This is a genomic window from Roseovarius atlanticus (assembly GCF_001441615.1).
Taxonomy (GTDB): domain Bacteria; phylum Pseudomonadota; class Alphaproteobacteria; order Rhodobacterales; family Rhodobacteraceae; genus Roseovarius; species Roseovarius atlanticus.
Genome location: NZ_LAXJ01000009.1, coordinates 125847 through 144330, shown reverse-complemented (window position 1 = coordinate 144330; position 18484 = coordinate 125847). Strand labels below are relative to the sequence as shown.

Sequence of the window (18484 nt, the reverse complement as noted above, 5' to 3'; positions counted from 1 at the left end):
GTCCGGCGTTTGTACCGGGCAGGGCCTTGCCGGCGGTCCGCACCGCCGGCGCCAATTCAAGGACACGCCGCCTCATGACCACCGACAGCCCCGTCATTTCCTGCCGCAACGCGTGGAAGCTTTTCGGCCCCAACCCGCGCCAATACCTCAAGTCGATGCCCGCCGGGCACGGCTATGAGGATATTCGTGCCGACGGCTATATCGCCGGGGTCAAGGATGTCTCGGTCGAGGTCGCCAAGGGCGAGATGCTGGTCATCATGGGGCTTTCCGGTTCCGGCAAGTCGACGCTTGTGCGTTGCTTTTCCCGCCTGCACGACATCACCGGCGGCACGATCGAGGTCGAGGGGCAGGACATCATGGCCCTCCCCGAGAAAGAGCTGATCGAACTCAGACGCTCGAAAATGGGCATGGTGTTCCAGTCCTTCGGTCTGCTGCCGCACCGCACGGTTCTGGAAAACGTGGCGTTCCCGCTGGAAATGCGCGGACAGGACCGGCACGCGCGCCGCGAGCGCGCATTGGAAGTGATCAAGTTGGTGGGTCTGGAAGGCCGCGAGGAGTATTTCCCGCGCGAGCTTTCGGGCGGCCAGCAACAGCGTGTCGGCATCGCGCGCAGCCTCGCCATCGAACCCGACATCTGGTTCCTGGACGAGCCGTTCTCGGCGCTCGACCCGCTGATCCGGCGCGAGATGCAGGATGAATTCCTGCGCCTTCAGGCGATGCTGGGCAAGACCATCGTCTTCATCACCCACGATTTCGACGAGGCGCTGCGCCTTGCCGATCGCATCGCCATCATGAAGGACGGCGCGATCGAGCAATGCGACACGCCCGACCAGATCGTGATGGACCCGCAGACCGAGTACGTGCGCAAGTTCACCGAGGATGTGGACAAGGCCCATGTCGTGCACGCCAGCGTTCTGGCGAAACCCGTCAACGGCCACGCCGTCGAGGGCGACCCTATCGCAGGCGACCGCACCATTCACCAGATCGCGCGCCAATTGGTCAGCGACCCGCGCGAGCATCTGCCCGTGGCGGGCAAAGACGGCAAGATCATGGGCATAATGGCCCGGCAAGAGGCGCTGGAGGTGCTTCTGGGGGACAGCGCCAATGGCTGACGTCGCCACCAACGCCACCCGCACGTCCCTGTCGATGCGCCAGCCCGGCGCCACCCGCGACCCCGTGCTGGTGGCGCTTTTGCTGGCCGCCATCATCCTTTGCGCGGCCAAGCCCGTTCTGCCCGATTTCCTGGTCCGCCTGCCAGAGGCATGGATTCCCCCGCTGGCCCAGTGGCTCGACGCGTTCTTCGACGTCATCACCGGCGACATGCAGGAGGGGCGCTTCGGCCTGATCTACATCACCCGCTGGTTCGCCGAAGGCCCGCTCGATTTCCTGCTGGGCGTCACCGCCAACCTGCTGGAGGGCAAGTACCGCTGGCCCTACATGTCCGACCCCATCCCGTGGGCCGCCGTGGCGGGGCTGGCCGCCGTGATCGGCTATTACCTAGGCGGCTGGAAACTGTCGCTCTTGGCCGGGGGCACCTTTGTCTGGACCGCCTTCATGGGCCAGTGGGAGCTGACGATGCAGACACTTTCGGTGCTGCTGGTCGCCGCGCCCCTGGGCTTTTTCGTGGGCCTCGTCATCGGCATCGCGGCGTGGAAATACAAGTGGTTCGACAACGCGATCAAGCCCATCCTCGCGGTGATGCAGACGCTGCCTTTCTACACCTACCTGCTTCCGGCGGTGATCTTCTTCAAGGTCGGCCCCACCGCGGGGGCCATCGCCACCACCATCTATGCCACCCCGCCGATGATCCTTATGACGACCGTGGGCCTGAAAAAGGTCTCGCCCGAGATCGTCGAGGCCGGCAAGATGTCCGGCGCCACCCGCTGGCAGATGCTGACCAAGGTGTTCATCCCCTCGGCCCGCACGGAAATCCTCGTGGGCGTGAACCAGGTCATCATGCTCTGCCTTGCAATGGTCGTCCTGACCGCCTTCATCGGGATGCCCGGGCTGGGCGGCAAGCTGCTCGCCATGATGAACTCCCTCAAACTGGGTCGCTCCTTCGAGATCGGGATCACCATCGTGCTGGTCGCCATCACCCTCGACCGCCTTTCCAAGGCCTGGGTGCGCAAGCTGCCCGAGCATCACCCCAAGGACACGCCCTTCTACATCCGCTACAAGTACACCGTCCTGTCGGTCGTGGTCTTCGCCGGGCTGTACCTCTTGGCCCAACCCATCGAGATCCTGAACGAGGTGGGCCGCCGCCAGTCGCTGTCCATGGGGCGCGAGATCGACGGCGTGTTCGAGGCGTTCCTCAACCTCGATTCCGTTCAGGCGATCACCGGCACGATCCGCTATGTCCTGAACGTCTGGGTCCTGATCCCCTTCCGCGACGCGCTTTTGTGGATCCCCACCTCGGCCTTCATCCTGCTGGTGGTAGCTTTCGCCTATGGCGTGGGCGGCAAGAAACCGGCGATCTATGCCGCGATCTTTTTCTCCATCGTCGCCTTCTCCGGCTGGTGGGATCGGTCGGTCATCACGCTATACTCGGTGCTTTCGGCCATGGCGATCTCGATGTTGATCGGCATTCCCATCGGCATCCTCGCCGCGCGGTCGGAAAAATGGTCCGAACGGATGCTGCTGGCCTGCGACACCGCGCAGACCTTCCCCAGCTTCATCTACCTGCTGCCCGCGATCATGCTTTTCGGGATCACCGACACCACCGTGGTGCTGTCCATCGTGATCTTCACCATGGTTCCGCTCACCCGCTACACCATCGAGGGGCTGCGCAGCGTGCCCGCCGAGATGACCGAGGCCGCCGACATGGCCGGCTGCTCGCGCTGGCAGAAACTGACCTCGGTGCAACTGCCGCTCGCGATGCCCACCATGGCCGTCGGCTTCAACCAGGGCATCATGTTCGCCTTCTTCATGGTCATCATCGCGGCCTTCATCGGCACGCAGGACCTGGGCCAGGAGCTTCAGCGCACGCTGGCGGGCACCGATCTGGGGAAAAACTTCGTCCTCGGGATCAATGTCTCGCTCATGGCGCTCACGTTCGACATGGCGATCCTCAGCTGGGCCAACCGCCGCAAAAAGGCGTTGGGCCTCGATTGATGGCACAATTCACGAGTGATAAAAGGCACATCCATGACCGTTAAGCCTGTCTTTGAGACCCCCTATGAACGCGCCGGCGTTATCACGCCCGGCCTGCCCATCCTGCCCCACGGCACCGAACGGCACCCCATCCCCGGCGGCGGCTCGCGCGCCGTGCCGATCTATCGCGGCGACGAGATTTCCGTGCTGGATTTCCAGGGACTGCAACCCGGCGAGATGGTGTTTTTCACCCCCGACGGCAAATCCGACCCCGGCCGCCTTGGCGCGTCCAGCCATGGACGCCCCGATGGCGTGCTTTCAGTTCTCGACAACGGCTCGGTCTCGGGCCGTCGCGTCGCTTCGGCGCTCGACCGCGCGGGCTTCAAGCTGGGCGATGCGCAATGCATCAAGATCTTCGCAGACGGCTCCCGCGCGGGCGAAATGGCCACCTTCCACGCCGACAGCGACGGCCTGCTGATCGTCGCCGCCCCCGGCGGCCCGATGGACCCGGGCACGCAGGCCCCGCCCACCGACCTGATCCTCTATATCCGCCGCGCCGATCCCGGCATCGCCAAGGGCGGGCATATGCCGCCCGACCCGCTGGCCGATCCGATCCACGACATCAACATCCAGCCGGGGCAGGCGAAATCCTATCACGTCCAGAAAGGCCAGTTCATCCAGGTGCTGGACGTGCAGGGCCGCGAATGCTCGGACTTTCAGGCGTTTTCCCTGCGATCGCTCGACAAGGGGCTCGACCGGGAAATCGACCCGACCACGACGCGCAGCCTGATGGGCTCGCTCTATCCCCAGCCGGGCATCTTCGCCAAATACTGGAACGTCGATCAGGAACCGCTGGTCGAGATCGTGCAGGACACTTGCGGCCGCCACGACACGTTCGGCCTGGCCTGCACCGCGCGCTATTACGAGGATCTGGGCTATCCCGGCCACGTCAACTGTTCCGACAACATGAACCGCGATCTGGAGCAATACGGCATCCGCCCCCGCGCCGGCTGGCCCGCGATCAACTTCTTCTTCAACACCATGCTGGACGAGACGAACGCGCTGGGCATGGACGACCCGTGGTCGCGCCCGGGCGATTACGTGCTTCTGCGCGCGCTCACCGACCTTGTCTGCGTCTCCACCGCCTGTCCCTGCGACGTGGACGAGGCGAACGGCTGGAATCCCACCGACATTCAGGTCCGCACCTATTCCGAGACCAACAGCTTCAGCCGCTCTGTCGGCTACAGAAAATCAGCGGAGGCGCCTTTGGAACACACCAAGGAAACCGGGTTCCACAACTGCTTTGCCAAGCACACAAGGGACTTTGTCGAGTATAACGGGTACTGGCTCCCGAATTCCTTCCCGTCGGTCGGCACGATCGGTGAATACTGGGCCTGCCGCGAGAAGGCCGCGATCATGGACCTGTCGCCCCTGCGCAAATATGAGGTCACCGGCCCCGACGCCGAGGAGCTGATTCAGTATTGCGTCACCCGCAACGTCAAGAAGCTGGCCGTGGGACAGCTGGTCTATACCGCCATCTGCTACGAACACGGCGGCATGATCGACGACGGCACGCTCTTTCGCATGGGTGAAAATTCCTTCCGCTGGATCGGCGGCAACGACACGTCCGGCCTGTGGATTCGCGAACAGGCCGAGAAACTGGGCCTCAATGCCTGGGTGCGCAATTCCACCGATCAGCTGCATAACGTGGCCGTGCAGGGGCCGCTCAGCCGGGATATCCTGAAAGAGATCATCTGGACCGCCCCGGCGAACCCCACGCTGGAGGAATTGGGCATGTTCCGCTTCACCCCCGCGCGCCTCAATGATTTCGACGGCACGGCGGTGGTCGTGGGCCGTGCCGGCTATTCCGGCGAACTGGGCTACGAGATCTTCTGCCATCCCAAGGACGCCGAAGAGGTGTTCGACACGATCTGGACCGTGGGCGAGCCGATGGGGCTGAAGCCGCTGGGCTTGGCGGCGCTCGACATGATCCGGATCGAGGCCGGCCTGATCTTTGCAGGCTCCGAGTTCGACGACCAGACCGACCCGTTCGAGGCCGGCATCGGCTTTACCGTGCCGCTGAAATCCAAGAACGACGATTTCATCGGGCGCGCCGCGCTGGAAGAACGCAAGGCGCATCCGCATCGCAAGATGGTCGGGCTGGAACTCGAAGGCGGCCGCGTCGCCAGCCCGGGCGATTGCGTGCGCATCGGCAAGGCGCAGGTGGGCGAGGTGACCTCGGCGGTGAAATCCCCCATCCTCGGCAAAAACATCGCGCTGGCCCGCGTGGACGTCACCCACGCCGAGCCGGGAACGGATATCGAGGTGGGGCAATTGGACGGGTTGCAGAAACGCCTCAAGGCCAAGGTCGTGCCCTATCCCCATTTCGACCCGACCAAGGAACGGGTGAAGGGCAATTACGCTTAGGGCGGTTTTACCCCGCCACCGGGGCCGGGATGAATCCCGGCCTACGTCCACCCCGTCCCGGGCCTGTCCAGGCACCGCGTCCGCGTAGGGTGGGTGAAAACCCACGCGCCCCGCCGCACGCCCTGTTAATTCCGGTCCCCGGACCACCACACCGATCCCATACCACCCAAATACCGACGCGATACCGACACGGATTTTCGCAAAACGACATTCTTAACCTTTTGATTCGCCTACGCAAACCGCCCCTGGCAGAACCACCCCGACGACATCGTCCCGCCATGGGCGTAATACAGCCACAACCGCTCCCCCCTGCCGGTGACCACTTGCCAATAATCCCTGACCCCCGACCGCCAGTTCGGATCGTCCAGCCACCATTCCGGCGCGATCCGCTCCGGCCCCTTGGCCTCGGCCAGCTCATGCGCCCGCCCGCGCCACCGAAAGGTGGCGGGCAGGTGCGGTGCGTCCGGCGCGGTTACCGGCTCCGGCGACCACATCAGCAGGGGGCGCGGCGTGGCGGGACGGGGCCACTCCACGGCGGGTTCCGACCACGCGGCGGCCAGGATTTGTGACGTCTTTTCAGGGATATGGCTGCTGGCCGGGTGCAGGCGGGTAATGGCCTCCAGCCCGATCCGCCCGCCGACGCGACCGATCAGATCCTCCACGGCGGTATCCCGCGCCAGCCGGTCGCGGGCCGCGGCGGTGGCGTCCAGGTGACCGGCGGCGGTGCGGTGCTGGATGGGCTCGCTCACGGCAGCCACCAGCCGCAAAGCGTCGATGCCAAAGCCCGCGTCGATCTCGTCCAGCCGCATGGCCAGCAGGGGGCGGATGCGGTCGGGCTCATCCGTCGCCCGCGCCAGCCCGGCCTCGATCCAGCCCATGGTGCCGTCGGCCCGCCACGCCTCCAGCCGGACCTTGCGCACGCCTTGTCCCTGATCCGCCAAAAGCTGGCACAGACGCGGCACCAGCCGCTCCAGCCCGGCCTGCAAATCGTCAATCAAACCAATGGGTTCTGGCAGGGTCAGCCGCGTCGCCAGCCGGGGCTTCACCCGCGCCGGAGAGACGGGTTCCGGCGCCGCCCCCACCGCCTGATCCATCCGCAAGAGCAGCCCCCGGCCAAAGCGCCGGGCCAGCGGCCCGCGGGGCTGGTTCAAGAGGTCGCCCACTTTGCGCAGGCCCAGCCGGTTGAGGGCGGCGATCTGGTCTTCCTCCAGCCGCAGGGCTGCAATCGGCAGGGGCGACAGGAACGTGCGCGCCTGCCCGGGTGGCGCGATGGAAAACGGCCTTGTATTAGAGCGGCTTACGCCCGCCACAGGCGCCGCGCCGCCGCGTTCCCAGTGCCGCCGCTTGGCCGCGCGGGACCGGGTCGCGCGGGCCTCCTGATCGATGGCGTCACCGCTGCGATTCGCGCCCGGCACAGCTCTGGCATAGCGCGCCAGCGCCCAGGCCGCGCCCACGGTGCCGGCCAGCCCGCAACGCGTGGTCAACCCGGAAAACGCAGCTTCCTCAATGACTTGACATGTCATTGCCTCTTCACCGCCGAAAAGATGCGCGCAGCCCGTGATGTCCACCAGCAACGCATCGGGCGGCTGCGTCGCCACCCACGGGCTCAGCCGTTCGGCCCACCGCCCGAGGCTGGCCAGAAACGCCGCCTCCTGGTGCGGGTTTTGCAGTTTCGTCACCAGCGTCGCGCACATCGCATGGGCATCGCGCAAGGGCTGGCCCACCCGCAGCCCTGCCGCCTCGGCCGCCTCGGACAGCGAACACAGCACCTGCATCTGCCCGGTGTCGCGAACCACGGCAAAGGGCACGTCCGAATCCAGCCCGGTCCGCCGCAGCAGCCGTTCGGCCCCCAGCCGGGGGAACCAGACAGAAAGGATACGCCGTTCGGGCATGGCAGCGGGACCGGATCAGCAGCAGATAATTGTTCTTGATTTGTTCCAAATTAGGGCGTCCCGGCACCGGAGTCGAGTCCGCAATGCCGCGCGAAGGGCCAAGACAGTTGACGCGGCCAGTGCCGCAAGGCTTAAACGGTGCACCATGGCCCAATCGCTCGATACCGTCTTTGCCGCACTGGCCGACCCGACCCGCCGCAGGATCCTGTCGATGTTGCTGGAGGATGACATGGCTGTAACGGACGTGGCCGAACCGTTCGAGATGTCGCTGGCCGCCGTCTCGAAGCACCTTGGCATCCTGACCCGCGCAGGCCTGATCAGCCAGGAACGGCGGGGCCGGGTGGTGTGGTGCAAGCTGGAGCCGGATGCCCTGCGCGACGCGAGCATCTGGATGCAGAGCTTCGGCCAGTTCGAGGCGGTGCATCTGGATGCGTTCGAGCAGTTCCTGGCGAAAGAGTTTCGCGATGATGGATGACGCGGCGCCCGGCGCGGGCCTGGATCCGCGCGTGTTGCCGGAGCCTTATGTCGAGACGGTCGAAAAGGCGCTGGTGACGCCGATGTCGGAAGGGCGGGAGCTGGCCTGCGGGGTGTTTCGTTCCAACGGGAATTTCGTTGAGCAGTCGCGCACGCTTTATTCGGCAAATCGCTTCACCGCGCAGCCGGATTTGCCGGAGTCGGCGGAGGTCTTGTCCGGGCGGCACCTGTTCATCGGGATCGGGCGGCATCATTTCGGGCATTTCCTGCTGGAATGCATATCGCGGATGTGGCCCTTGGGGCAGCGCAGATATGACGGATTGGTCCTGATCCCCATGCATGGCATTGATTTTGGGGCGGTTTTCCAGCGGCGGCTGAAGGCGTTCGTGGACCTTTTGAGCGGTGGATTGCCAATGCATTTCGTCGAAACCCCAGTCCGGGTCGAGGTGCTGGACGTGCCGACGCAAGGCATGGGGCACCGTGACTGGATCACCGGCACGCCGGAGTTTCGCCGCTTCATTCGCGGGCAGCTTCAGGCGGCGGTGACGCCCGAGGGGGACGAGAAGGTCTATCTGTCACGGTCGCTGCTGAAACGCCCGGGCCAGATGGTGGACCAGGAAGAGCGGATCGAGCGGCTGATGCGCAAGGCGGGCTACACGGTCCTGCATCCGCAACGCCACAGCCTGCCGGAGCAATGCGCCCGCTATGCCGCCGCGTGGCAGATCGTGGGACCCGACGGCTCGGCCTTTCACCTGGCGCCGTTCGTGATGCGGCCCGGCACCAAGGTGGGCCTGATCCAGCGTCGCTGGCGGCAGGGGGCGTTCGATGCGCTGGCCAACCAGATCGAGGCTTTCTGCGACGTGGACCTTGTGAAAATGAACGCGCTGTTGCGCCGGGACGACGGACGGATGTCAGAGGACGTGCCGCCGCCCATGGATTATCGCCGCCTTGTGCGGAAACTGGAGGCGGGCGGGTTTCTCTGACTAAAAGGAGGAACCGTGCGATGAAATGGACTGTCACCACCCTGATGCTGGCCCTTTGGACTGCCCCCGCCGTGGCCCAGAATGCCTGTGTCGCGCCGCTTCCCGTGGGTGACCCATGCATGATCGGACACTGGGTTGGTGAGAACACGGCGCCGGCACGCATCCGGGACGCTTTGCAGGGGATGGTGCCTGACCGCGTGATCCGTGAAATCGCGGCGGGCGCGTCGCCCGCGCTGGGGATCTCGATCTACGAGGACGGGTTCTATCACACGCTGCCGTTCCACCATGCCACGGAGTTTACCGATACATTCATCGAAACGGGGGATGTGGTGGACGTGCGGATGGACCTGGCTGCGCCGACACAGGTGGGGTTCATTAACGGCGACGCTGGGCGGATCACGTTCTGCGACGCAGGCTCGGCCCCGGCGCTGTTTTCGATGACGGCCAATGGCGATGGCATGACCGCACCGGTGATGGGCGGAGCGCGGTACGCGCCGACGATCACCTATACTTGCACCGGCGACACGATGACGATGGATGTGCAACTGCCGGCGCCGATCGGCACGGTGCAGTATTTCCTGCGTCGTGTTCCCGAGGAGGCGTTCGGCGACGAGTTCCGGCGGCTTTACGAGGCGGCGCGGGATCTGGCAGAGTAGCTATTCGTCCTTCAAGAGCAGGACCAGCGCCACGATCGTCAGTCCGACACCCACAAGGATCAGGGGCGGGGGCAGGCCGTGACCCAAAGCTGCCTGCCAGCAGATCACCCATGTGGGCGTAAGGTAGGTATAGGCCATGACCTTAGCGCTGGGCAGGCGCAGCGAGGCATATTGCAGCAGCACGAAGGTGATCGCCGTGGCCGCGACGGCGGTGTAGAGAATCGTGATCCAGACGATGGTGGGCAGGCCGGGCCAGTCGGTGCCGCGCATGTCGGACCATCCCGCCAGCGCGATCAGCCCGGCGGCGGCGACCATGGCGCCGAAGGAGAAGACGATGGGCCGCTCGCCACGGTTCAGCTTGCGCACCAGCGGTGTATAGAAGGCGTGGGCAATGCAGCCAAAAAAGAAGATGACCTCACCCTGGCCCATCTCGAACCGCAAGAGCGCCTGAAGATCGGCATCGAAGATCACCCAGAGCGCTCCCGCCGCCCCGATGGCCAGCGCCACGCCCATGCGCGGGGTCATGACCTGCCGCAGAAGGATATAGCCGAATAGCCCCGACATGATGGGCGTCAGGGTAAAGACCGCCGCCGCGCTGACCGGGGCGGCGGTTTTCAGCGCCTCGAACATCATCACGAAATAAAGCCCCATCGACCCGCCGAGCAGCAGGTAGCGCCAGGGCGCTTGCCACGTGGTGCGGGGGATGCCGACGGTCGCCCAGGCCGCGCTGCCCAGAAGGACCGAGGCAAGGATGAACCGCACGGCGTTGAGCGCGGTAGGCGCGATATGAGGCGCGGCCATCGAGCCAAGCGCGAAGGACCCGGCGATCAGCCCGGAAAAGGCCAGCATCGCGGCATGGCCGCGCAGCCGGTCGCTCATTCGGTCTGCCATGCCTTGGCGCGGTCCTTGAGGAACCGCAGGAAGGCCTGAACCTTGGTGGTGCGGTGCAGGTCCATGTGGGTCACCAGCCAGATCGGAACGGACCAGTCCTCGCGCGGCGGCAGCACTTCGGTCAGGCCGCCGATCTGGTTGGCAAGCAGCGTGCTGAGAAAGCCGATGCCCGCGCCCTCGGTGATCGCGCGGCGCTGGGCGTGCACGTCCTGGCTGCGAAAAATGATGCGCTCTTCGGGAACGGCCTGTCGAAGCCACAGGTTGAAGGGCGCGCGGTTCTTGGGATCGTCGGCGCTAATGAACCAGTGCTGGTCGAACGCGGCCTCGGAGGCGGGAAGCCCGTGCTTGTCGACATAGGATTGCGCGGCGTAAAGCGTGTGCGCCTGGGTATAGAAGGGCTGCACCACGTTATCGGGCTGATCGGGAGCGCGGCCGGCGCGGATGGCCACGTGCGCCTCGCCGTATTCCAGGCGAAACAGGCGGTCGCCGGTCAGGTAGCGCAGGATGATGTCGGGATAGTCCTGCCGGAATTCGGTGAGGACCGGCACCAGAAGGTGGCTGAAGCCACCCAGCGAGGTCACGACCATCTCGCCCGACACATCGTTGCCGCGTCCCTTGATGCGGCCCGCCAGCTGGCTGAACTGGTCGTCGGTGGCCTGGGCCACGCGCAACAGATCCTCGCCCGCCTCGGTGGTGGAATAGCCACGGGCGTGGCGTTGGAAAAGCTTGACGCCCAACCGCTCCTCCAGCGCGTCGATATGGCGGATGACGGTGGCGTGGTGCACGCCAAGCGCGTCCGCCGCACCGCTGACCGTTCCAACCCGCGCCACGTGAAAGGCAGTGCGGACTTCATCCCAGCTGTCCATGAGGGGCCTCGCTCGTTTGTGCGAAATCAAACATTACTGGCGAGGCAGTATCAACTTCGTTGAAATAAGCGCAAGCCAAGAATGGCAGCCGGGCCGGGGCGTTGGTTGGGACTCAGGTGCTGTGGCGCGGGCTTATCCGCACCAGAAGCGCACGATGGTATTGTCGCTGTCCAGATCGACGTTCAGCCGCTTGGGATTGTATTCCATCGTCACGATCCCGCCGGGCGGAATGATGCGCACGGGCTGGTCCAATGCGGACTGGTCGAAGGTGTCAATCGGCTGGCCCACAAGGGCGGCGTGGTCGGCGGCCATGCAGATGTCGGGGCCCTCCTCTTCGGCGCGCGAAGGCACGCCATCGTCGGTAACGGCCGGCCCGCAGGCCGCAAGGGTCGCCAGTGCCGCTATTGCCAAAAACCGCATCTTTCATGTCTCCTTCGCGTCGTCCGGGGCAGCATTGGCCAAAGCGTAAGGCCTGTGCAACCCCCAAGACCATGCGTGCAAATAATTGGCGTCTTTTTCGGCGACGACGGTCTTGCACAGAAATCTGTGCAGCGCTGCACCTTGCATTGCCGCTGCGGTCGGTTAGCTCTTTGCAGGAACAGCAAGACAAAGCGAGAGCCCGTTATGACCGACGATACCTACACCCCGCCCGAAGTCTGGACCTGGGACGCCGAGAACGGCGGCACCTTCGCCTCGACCAACCGGCCCATCGCCGGGGCGACGCATGACAAGGACCTGCCGGTGGGCGAGCATCCCTTCCAGCTTTACTCGATGGGCACGCCCAACGGGGTGAAGGTGACGGTGATGTTCGAGGAGCTTCTGGCCGAGGGGCATGACGCGGAATACGACGCCTGGCTCATCCGGATCGGCGATGGCGATCAGTTCGGCTCGGGTTTTGTCGAGGTGAACCCCAACTCCAAGATCCCCGCGATGGTGGACCGCTCGGGGTCCGAGCCGATCAACGTGTTCGAATCCGGCTCTATCCTGATCCACCTGGCGGAGAAGTTCGGGGCGTTCCTGCCAAAGTCCGGCCCGCAACGGACCGAGGTGATGAACTGGCTGATGTGGCAGATGGGCAGCGCGCCTTATCTGGGCGGCGGCTTTGGCCATTTCTACGCCTACGCGCCTGAGAAGTACGAGTATCCGATCAACCGCTTCGCGATGGAAACCAAGCGGCAGTTGGACGTGCTGGACCAGCGGCTGGCGGATCGGCCCTATATCGCAGGTCAGGATTACAGCATCGCCGACATGGCGATCTGGCCATGGTACGGCAATCTGGCGCTGGGGCGGCAATACAATGCGGCCAAGTTCCTGAGCGTCCATGAATACAAGAACGTGGTGGCCTGGGCCGAGAAGATCCTGGACCGTCCGACCGTACAGCGCGGACGCATGGTGAACCGTACGATGGGTGAACCGCACGAGCAGTTGTGGGAACGTCACGACGCGTCGGATTTCCAGACCAAGACCCAGGACAAGATCGGCGACAAGGGCTGAGAGCCCGGGAATATTCGCAGAATATTCTTGTGATCCGGGGCCGGATTTTCTTCTGCGAAGAAAATTCGGCTCGCGGCTGCGCGCTTGCCGGATGTGCGACACTGGCTTAGCCTGAGCGAGACGCATCGCAGAAAAGGTACGCCGCCGTGATCGACCGGCTGATTGACCGTTGGCAGGAACGCCATGCCGACGCTCTTCTGGCGCAGGCGCGGCGCGAGGTCGATCATTCGAAGCCCAGGATAACCCCGAGGCTGGCGGTCGGTTGGGTTCTGTCCGTGGTGTTTCTTGCGACACCGTTCATCGTCATGGGGGCCGGCGTTGTTCTGATCGCGGTCACCTTTCCCCGCGTATTGCCGATCCTTGTGGGTCTGATCCTGATAGGGTTCGGCGTTACGCTGTTGCCACCCAAGGCCAGAAACACCGATCAGACGCTGCGCAGGGCCGATCTGCCGGCGCTTTTTGCGCTGCTGGACCGGATTGCCGAGCGTCTGGGCACGACGCCGCCCGACGGCGTACATGTCAACATCGCGTTCAACGCCTATATGGGGCAATTCCCGATCACGCGCTGGGGGCGGCGGCAGGAGTGGATCCTGGGCCTGGGCTTGCCGCTTTGGATGGCGCTGACACCGCAGGAACGTATCGGCCTGCTGGCGCACGAGATGGCGCACAAGGTGAACGACGATCCGATGCGGCAGGGCGTGTTCCTGCGCGCGATTTCCGTGCTGGAGAACTGGCGGGATACGTTCGAGTTGGAACAAGAGGGGCTGTTCGGCGGCGCGACGCTGGTGCAAGGGGTCGCGGCTGTCATCATCGAAACGTTCGAGCGCCTGCTGCGTGGGATGTCTTTCTTTGAATCCCAGCGAGCGGAGTACCGTGCGGACGCCGCCGCTGCGCGCACGGCGGGGGCCGCGAGTGAGATTTCCTCGCTGGAAAAGATCATGTGCGCCATTCTGGCCGAGCGCAGCATCATCGATCTTTACCCCTACAAGGAGGATCGCGGCGGTCGTATCTTCGATCACATGGGGGCCGCGGTGTCCGATGCGCCGACGGACCTGAAAGTGCGCCTGATGGCCGATGCGGCGCGGGAAAAACGCCGGGTCGACAATTCGCACCCGCCCACGGCGCTGCGGGCCGAGTTCGTCGCGTCATTGTCGCCGTTCGATGACGCGCCGCTGGACGCGGAGGATGTGGATTTCGCGGCGATAGATGCAGAGCTTCAGCCGATCAAGGACGCTCTGGGCGCCAGGCTGATGGAGGACCTTTACGAGTTCGAGGTCAACCGCTGAGCAGGGCGCGGGAAATTCGGAGGATTTTCTTCTGCGAAGAAAATGGCACCCGGCACAATCGGCTTTCGCCCAAGGGGCGGATAGGGCAGGGTGCGCCCTGAAAAAGGAGTTGCCATGCCCGACCGTTCAAACCTGCTTGCCGTCCTGATCGACGCCGACAACGTACCGTCGAAATACGCGGATGCGATCCTGAAGGAAGTCACCAGCTATGGCGAGCCGGGGCTGCGGCGGGTCTATGGCGACTGGTCCAGCCAACAGCTGAGCGGGTGGACCAAGACGGCGCAGAACCTGGGGCTGGTGCAACACCAGCAGACGGCGAATACCAAGGGCAAGAACGCATCCGATATCGGGCTGGTGATCGACGCGATGGACATCCTGCACGCAGGGCATTTCGACGGGTTCGTGCTGGTCTCGTCGGACAGCGATTTCACCCGGCTGGCCAGCCGCATCCGCGAACAGGGCCTGACGGTGATCGGCATCGGCGAGGCCAAGGCGCCCGATGCGCTGAAGAACGCCTGCAACCGGTTCGTGGCGATCGAGAACATCTATCAGGAGGTGGGATCGTCCGCGCGCACCAAGTCCAAGGCGGGGCTGGATTCCAAGTCCGCGGCCAACGCGCGCAACCTGATCTTCGACGCGATGGAGAAGATCGACCAGGAAGGCGAATGGTACCCGTTGGGCCGGATTGGCCAGCAGATACAGGCGGACAAGCCGGATTTCGACACGCGGACCTATGGCGAGAAAAAGCTGAGCGATCTCGTGGGCAAGCTGAAAGTGTTTGAGACGAAATCGGGGCCGGGCAACCAGATGCTGGTGCGCCGGGTCGACTAGACTAGAACGCGCCCATTTCCAGGCCGGCACCCAAAGCTTGCCCCAGTTCGCGGCACGGGGCGAGGTCATCCTCGGACAGGTGTTTGTCGGCCAGGATCTGCTCTGGTGTCTGGGCGTGGGTGCAGATGATGAAAGGCTCCTGCACCGCCTTCAGCCGCCAGCCCTGGGCGATGCGGGCGATCTGTTTCTGGGCGTTGGTGCCGTCGGACCCGGCACAGACCATCTGGGCATAGGGGCGCCCCTCGATCCGGCCCAACACGGGGTAATAGCAGCGGTCGAAGAAGTCCTTCATCATACCGGCGATGGCGGCCAGGTTTTCCGGCGCGCAGAAGATATAGCCATCGGCGCGCAGCAGATCGTCCGGCCCGGTCTCTTCGGCGGTCTGTAGCGTTGTTGTGGTTTCGTCCCGCGCGGCGTCTGCGGCGGCCTCCGCCATTTGGCGGCTGCCGCCGGTCTTGGAGTGATACACGATCAGAAGTTCGGCCATTGGCCCGAGGCCTAGTTCATCAGCCCGGCATGGCGCAAGCCGTCATCGACCATCGCCTTGGTCTCGTCGCTGAGGTCGGTCAGCGGCGAGCGCACCTCGTCACTGCACAGACCCAGCCGCGACAGGGCGTATTTCGCGCCCACGAGGCCAGGCTCGGTGAAGATCGCCTTGTGCAGCGGCATCAGCCGGTCCTGGATTTCCAGCGCCTTGGCGTAGTCGCCGGCTAGCGTGGCGTTCTGGACCTCGGCCACCATGCGGGGGGCGACGTTGCCGGTGACGGTGATCACGCCGACGCCGCCCTGGGCGTTGAAGCCGTGCGCGGTCGCGTCCTCGCCCGAGATCTGGCAGAAATCCTTGCCGCAGGTCATGCGCTGATGGCTGACGCGGGCCAGATCGCCGGTGGCGTCCTTGACGCCGACGATGCGCGGCAGCTTGGCCAGCTCGCCCATCGTGTCGGGCAGCATGTCCACCATGGACCGGCCGGGAATGTTGTAGATGATGATCGGCAGGTTGCAGCAATCGTGCAGCGCGGTGAAATGAGCGATCAGGCCACGCTGGGTGGGCTTGTTGTAATAGGGCGTCACCACGAGGGCCGCATCCGCGCCCACCTCTTCGGCGTGCTGGATGAAGCGGATCGATTCGAGCGTGTTGTTGCTGCCAGCGCCCGCGATCACCGGAATGCGGCCGTTGACGGCGCGCACCACTTCGGACACGACGGTTTCATGCTCGGTATGGCTGAGCGTGGGGCTTTCGCCGGTGGTGCCGACGGGCACGAGGCCGTGGCTGCCCTCGGCAATATGCCATTCCACAAGTTTCTTGAGCGTATCGAGATCCAGCTCGCCGTTCTTGAACGGCGTGACCAAGGCAGGAAATGATCCTTTGAACATGATACGCTCCTCTTTATGTCTTAGCCCCAAGGGCTGGTGGATGACCGCGGTGGAACACGCAATCGTGCCGCGGCGTTGCCCAGCTTGTGAATGGACGATCCGTCCCCTTGAAACTAGGCTGGCTGTGTCTATCGTCGCTGGCCCGGGAAAATGCAAGAGATGTTCAGCGTTTCAAGACTTGTCGTGGCCTTGATGGCCTTGCTGTGGCCACTGCCGGTGGTGGCCCAATCGGAGGACGTGGACCAGGCGGAGCCTGCCGCCGAAGCCGTACCCGAGGCGGGTACAGAGGAGGTGGAGCAAACCGTGATGGTGGCTCCCGCGCCGCGCGTGCCGCCGCGTCCGCTGTCGAGCGCATTCGACGCGATGCTGGCAGGGCGCTGGACGACAGCGGCGCAGCTTGCGGAACGAGCCGGGCCAGCGGGAGTGACGCTGATCGAATGGCACCGGTTGCGGGCGGGCGAGGGCACGCCGGGCGAGATCCTGGCGTTTCTGAAGGATCACGCAGATTGGCCGGGGCTGGATTATCTGCACACGCAGGCCGAGGTGGCGATGATCGACGCCTCGCCGGAAGAGATTATCACATTTTACGAGGACCGGGTGCCGCACTCGGGCCTTGGCGCGCTGTCATACGCCCGCGCGTTGCAGAAGGCCGACCGGCCCGGTGATGCCGATGTGGCGATCGTGCTGGCATGGCGGACGCTGGATTTGTCGACCGCCGAGCATCAGGCGTTTCTGCGCGCGCGGCCCGAGCTGTTGAAGCCGCATCACGCGGCGCGGCTGGACATGGCGCTGTGGCGGGGGCTGCGGGACGTGCAGCAGATGCTGCCGCTGGTCGATGAGGACACGCGCGAAATCGCCGAGACCCGGCTGATGATCGAGGCGGATGCGGACGGTGCCGACAAGCGACTGGCGCTGCTGCCCGAAGCGGCGCAGAGCAATCCGCACATCGCCTATGCGCTTTACAACCGCCATATCCGAAAAGACCGTCCCGACGAGGCGATCAAGCTGATCTTGCGCCAAAGCCGGCTGGAGGGGAACGGATTGGGCGATGCCGAGCGCTGGGCCGGCTGGCGGCGGGAACTGGCGCGCGACCGGATGCGCGATGGGGCGGCGCGCACCGCCTATGACCTGGCGTCGGTGCACGGGCTGGTGGAAGGCTCGCATTTCGCCGACCTGGAGTGGCTGGCGGGGTTCATCGCGCTGACCGACCTGGGCGATCCGGACCTGGCGATTTTCCATTTCCAGCGGTTCATGGACGGCGTCGAGACTCCGATTTCGCTGGGCCGGGCCGGATACTGGCTGGGCCGGGCGCAGGAGGCGGCGGGCAACGAGGCGGCGGCCAAGATCGCGTATGAGCTGGGCGCGCTGCACCAGACCAGCTTTTACGGGCTGCTGGCCGCCGAGCGCGGCGGGTTCCCGTTCGACCGGGCGCTGAACGGGCGACAGAGCTTTCCCGACTGGCGCGAGGCGGAGTTTGCGCAAGGAGAGGTGTTTCAGGCCGGGGTGCTGGCGCTGGCCAACGGGCGCGTGTCACTGGCCGAACGGTTCTTCACTCATCTGGCCGATACGCTGGACCTGCAACCTTTGAGACAGCTGGGGCAGGCGATGGACGATGTGGGCTCGCCGCACCTTCAGGTGATGGTGGGCAAGGCGGCCGCGCAGCGCGGGATCACCCTGTCCGCGCCCTATTACCCGTTGCACCCGATGCACGAGCTGGACCTGCCAGTGCCGATGGAGCTGGCGTTGGCGATCGCGCGGCGCGAAAGCGAGTTCGACCAGGGCGTGGCCAGCGGCGCGGGCGCGATGGGCCTGATGCAGCTGATGCCGGGCACCGCTGCCGAGGTGGCGCGGCGGCTGGGCGAGACCGACCATACGCGGTCGCGTGTGTTCGACGACTGGGCCTATAACGCCCGCCTGGGGTCGGCCTATCTGGCGCAGATGGCATCGCAGTTCGAAGGAAACGTCATCATGATGGCGGCGGCCTACAACGCCGGGCCCGCGCGCCCGCCGCGCTGGATGACGCAGTTCGGCGACCCGCGGCAAGAGGGTGGCGATATCATCGACTGGATCGAGCATATTCCCTTCAACGAGACGCGGAATTACGTCATGCGCGTGGCCGAGAGCCTGCCGGTCTATCGGGCGCGGCTGGGGAAAGAGCCGCACCCGGTGCCGTTTTCGCAGGAACTTGTCGGCAGCACGCTTTCACCGACGGTGGATTGA

The 18484-nt window shown here is 64.9% G+C and carries 16 protein-coding genes; 10 read left to right on the top strand and 6 right to left on the bottom strand.

Features of this window, described 5'->3' with window-relative positions:
• Positions 1–74 precede the first annotated feature (74 nt).
• Genes XM53_RS10855 through XM53_RS10845 form a run of 3 tightly spaced genes read left to right on the top strand, consistent with a single transcriptional unit; the run spans position 75 to position 5517 of the window.
• Positions 75–1112 (top strand): quaternary amine ABC transporter ATP-binding protein, encoded by a 1038-nt coding sequence (locus XM53_RS10855; RefSeq protein ID WP_057793182.1) that lies wholly within the window; start codon positions 75–77, stop codon positions 1110–1112.
• Positions 1105–3111 (top strand): ABC transporter permease, encoded by a 2007-nt coding sequence (locus tag XM53_RS10850; protein WP_057793180.1) that lies wholly within the window; start codon positions 1105–1107, stop codon positions 3109–3111. Before XM53_RS10855 ends, XM53_RS10850 begins: the two co-directional genes overlap by 8 nt.
• 33 nt (positions 3112–3144) lie before the next feature.
• A complete protein-coding gene (locus XM53_RS10845) occupies positions 3145–5517 on the top strand; it encodes a DUF1989 domain-containing protein (protein ID WP_057793178.1) in 2373 nt (790 codons plus the stop codon).
• A gap of 230 nt (positions 5518–5747) precedes the next feature.
• Here XM53_RS10845 and XM53_RS10840 read toward each other — a convergent pair whose 3' ends face one another.
• The gene (locus XM53_RS10840; protein WP_057793176.1) at positions 5748–7409 is read right to left on the bottom strand and encodes a DUF6504 family protein; all 1662 of its coding nucleotides are present in this window, start codon (positions 7407–7409) and stop codon (positions 5748–5750) included.
• Positions 7410–7554: 145 nt separating this feature from the next.
• Between XM53_RS10840 and XM53_RS10835 the strand changes: the two genes are divergently transcribed.
• Genes XM53_RS10835 through XM53_RS10825 form a run of 3 tightly spaced genes read left to right on the top strand, consistent with a single transcriptional unit; the run spans position 7555 to position 9522 of the window.
• Positions 7555–7884, top strand: a complete 330-nt coding sequence (locus XM53_RS10835) for an ArsR/SmtB family transcription factor (protein ID WP_057793175.1) — start codon at positions 7555–7557, stop codon at positions 7882–7884.
• Positions 7874–8866: a glycosyltransferase family 61 protein gene (locus XM53_RS10830; RefSeq protein WP_057793173.1), complete on the top strand. Its 993-nt coding sequence runs from the start codon at positions 7874–7876 to the stop codon at positions 8864–8866. The genes XM53_RS10835 and XM53_RS10830 overlap by 11 nt, the downstream gene beginning before the upstream one ends.
• 20 nt (positions 8867–8886) lie before the next feature.
• Entirely contained in the window at positions 8887–9522 is a 636-nt protein-coding gene (locus XM53_RS10825; RefSeq protein ID WP_057793171.1) for a hypothetical protein, read from the top strand.
• On the opposite strand, the gene XM53_RS10820 is transcribed toward XM53_RS10825, so the two are convergent.
• From XM53_RS10820 to XM53_RS10810, 3 genes are all read right to left on the bottom strand, one after another.
• Complete coding sequence (locus XM53_RS10820; protein ID WP_057793170.1) at positions 9523–10401, bottom strand: DMT family transporter; 879 nt, start codon at positions 10399–10401, stop codon at positions 9523–9525.
• Positions 10398–11279 carry a LysR family transcriptional regulator gene (locus XM53_RS10815; RefSeq protein ID WP_057793168.1) on the bottom strand — a complete coding sequence of 294 codons (882 nt, stop codon included), beginning with the start codon at positions 11277–11279 and terminating at the stop codon, positions 10398–10400. Before XM53_RS10815 ends, XM53_RS10820 begins: the two co-directional genes overlap by 4 nt.
• A 132-nt stretch (positions 11280–11411) precedes the next feature.
• Positions 11412–11699, bottom strand: a complete 288-nt coding sequence (locus XM53_RS10810) for an I78 family peptidase inhibitor (protein ID WP_057793166.1) — start codon at positions 11697–11699, stop codon at positions 11412–11414.
• Positions 11700–11903: 204 nt separating this feature from the next.
• On the opposite strand from XM53_RS10810, the gene yghU reads away from it, so the two are divergent.
• The 3 genes from yghU to XM53_RS10795 all read left to right on the top strand — a co-directional run bounded on the left by yghU (position 11904) and on the right by XM53_RS10795 (position 14890).
• Positions 11904–12773 (top strand): glutathione-dependent disulfide-bond oxidoreductase, encoded by an 870-nt coding sequence (gene yghU, locus XM53_RS10805; protein WP_057793163.1) that lies wholly within the window; start codon positions 11904–11906, stop codon positions 12771–12773.
• A gap of 146 nt (positions 12774–12919) precedes the next feature.
• A complete protein-coding gene (locus XM53_RS10800) occupies positions 12920–14059 on the top strand; it encodes a M48 family metallopeptidase (protein WP_057793161.1) in 1140 nt (379 codons plus the stop codon).
• 114 nt (positions 14060–14173) lie between these two features.
• The gene (locus XM53_RS10795; protein ID WP_057793159.1) at positions 14174–14890 is read left to right on the top strand and encodes an NYN domain-containing protein; all 717 of its coding nucleotides are present in this window, start codon (positions 14174–14176) and stop codon (positions 14888–14890) included.
• 1 nt (position 14891) lies between these two features.
• Here XM53_RS10795 and XM53_RS10790 read toward each other — a convergent pair whose 3' ends face one another.
• Both XM53_RS10790 and dapA read right to left on the bottom strand, forming a co-directional pair.
• Positions 14892–15377: a flavodoxin family protein gene (locus XM53_RS10790; RefSeq protein ID WP_057793157.1), complete on the bottom strand. Its 486-nt coding sequence runs from the start codon at positions 15375–15377 to the stop codon at positions 14892–14894.
• An 11-nt stretch (positions 15378–15388) separates the two neighbouring features.
• Positions 15389–16264, bottom strand: coding sequence for a 4-hydroxy-tetrahydrodipicolinate synthase (gene dapA / locus XM53_RS10785; RefSeq protein ID WP_057793155.1), 876 nt, complete (start codon positions 16262–16264; stop codon positions 15389–15391).
• Positions 16265–16414: 150 nt separating this feature from the next.
• Here dapA and XM53_RS10780 point away from each other — a divergent pair, with 150 nt between their 5' ends.
• Positions 16415–18484, top strand: a complete 2070-nt coding sequence (locus XM53_RS10780) for a lytic transglycosylase domain-containing protein (RefSeq protein ID WP_236544470.1) — start codon at positions 16415–16417, stop codon at positions 18482–18484.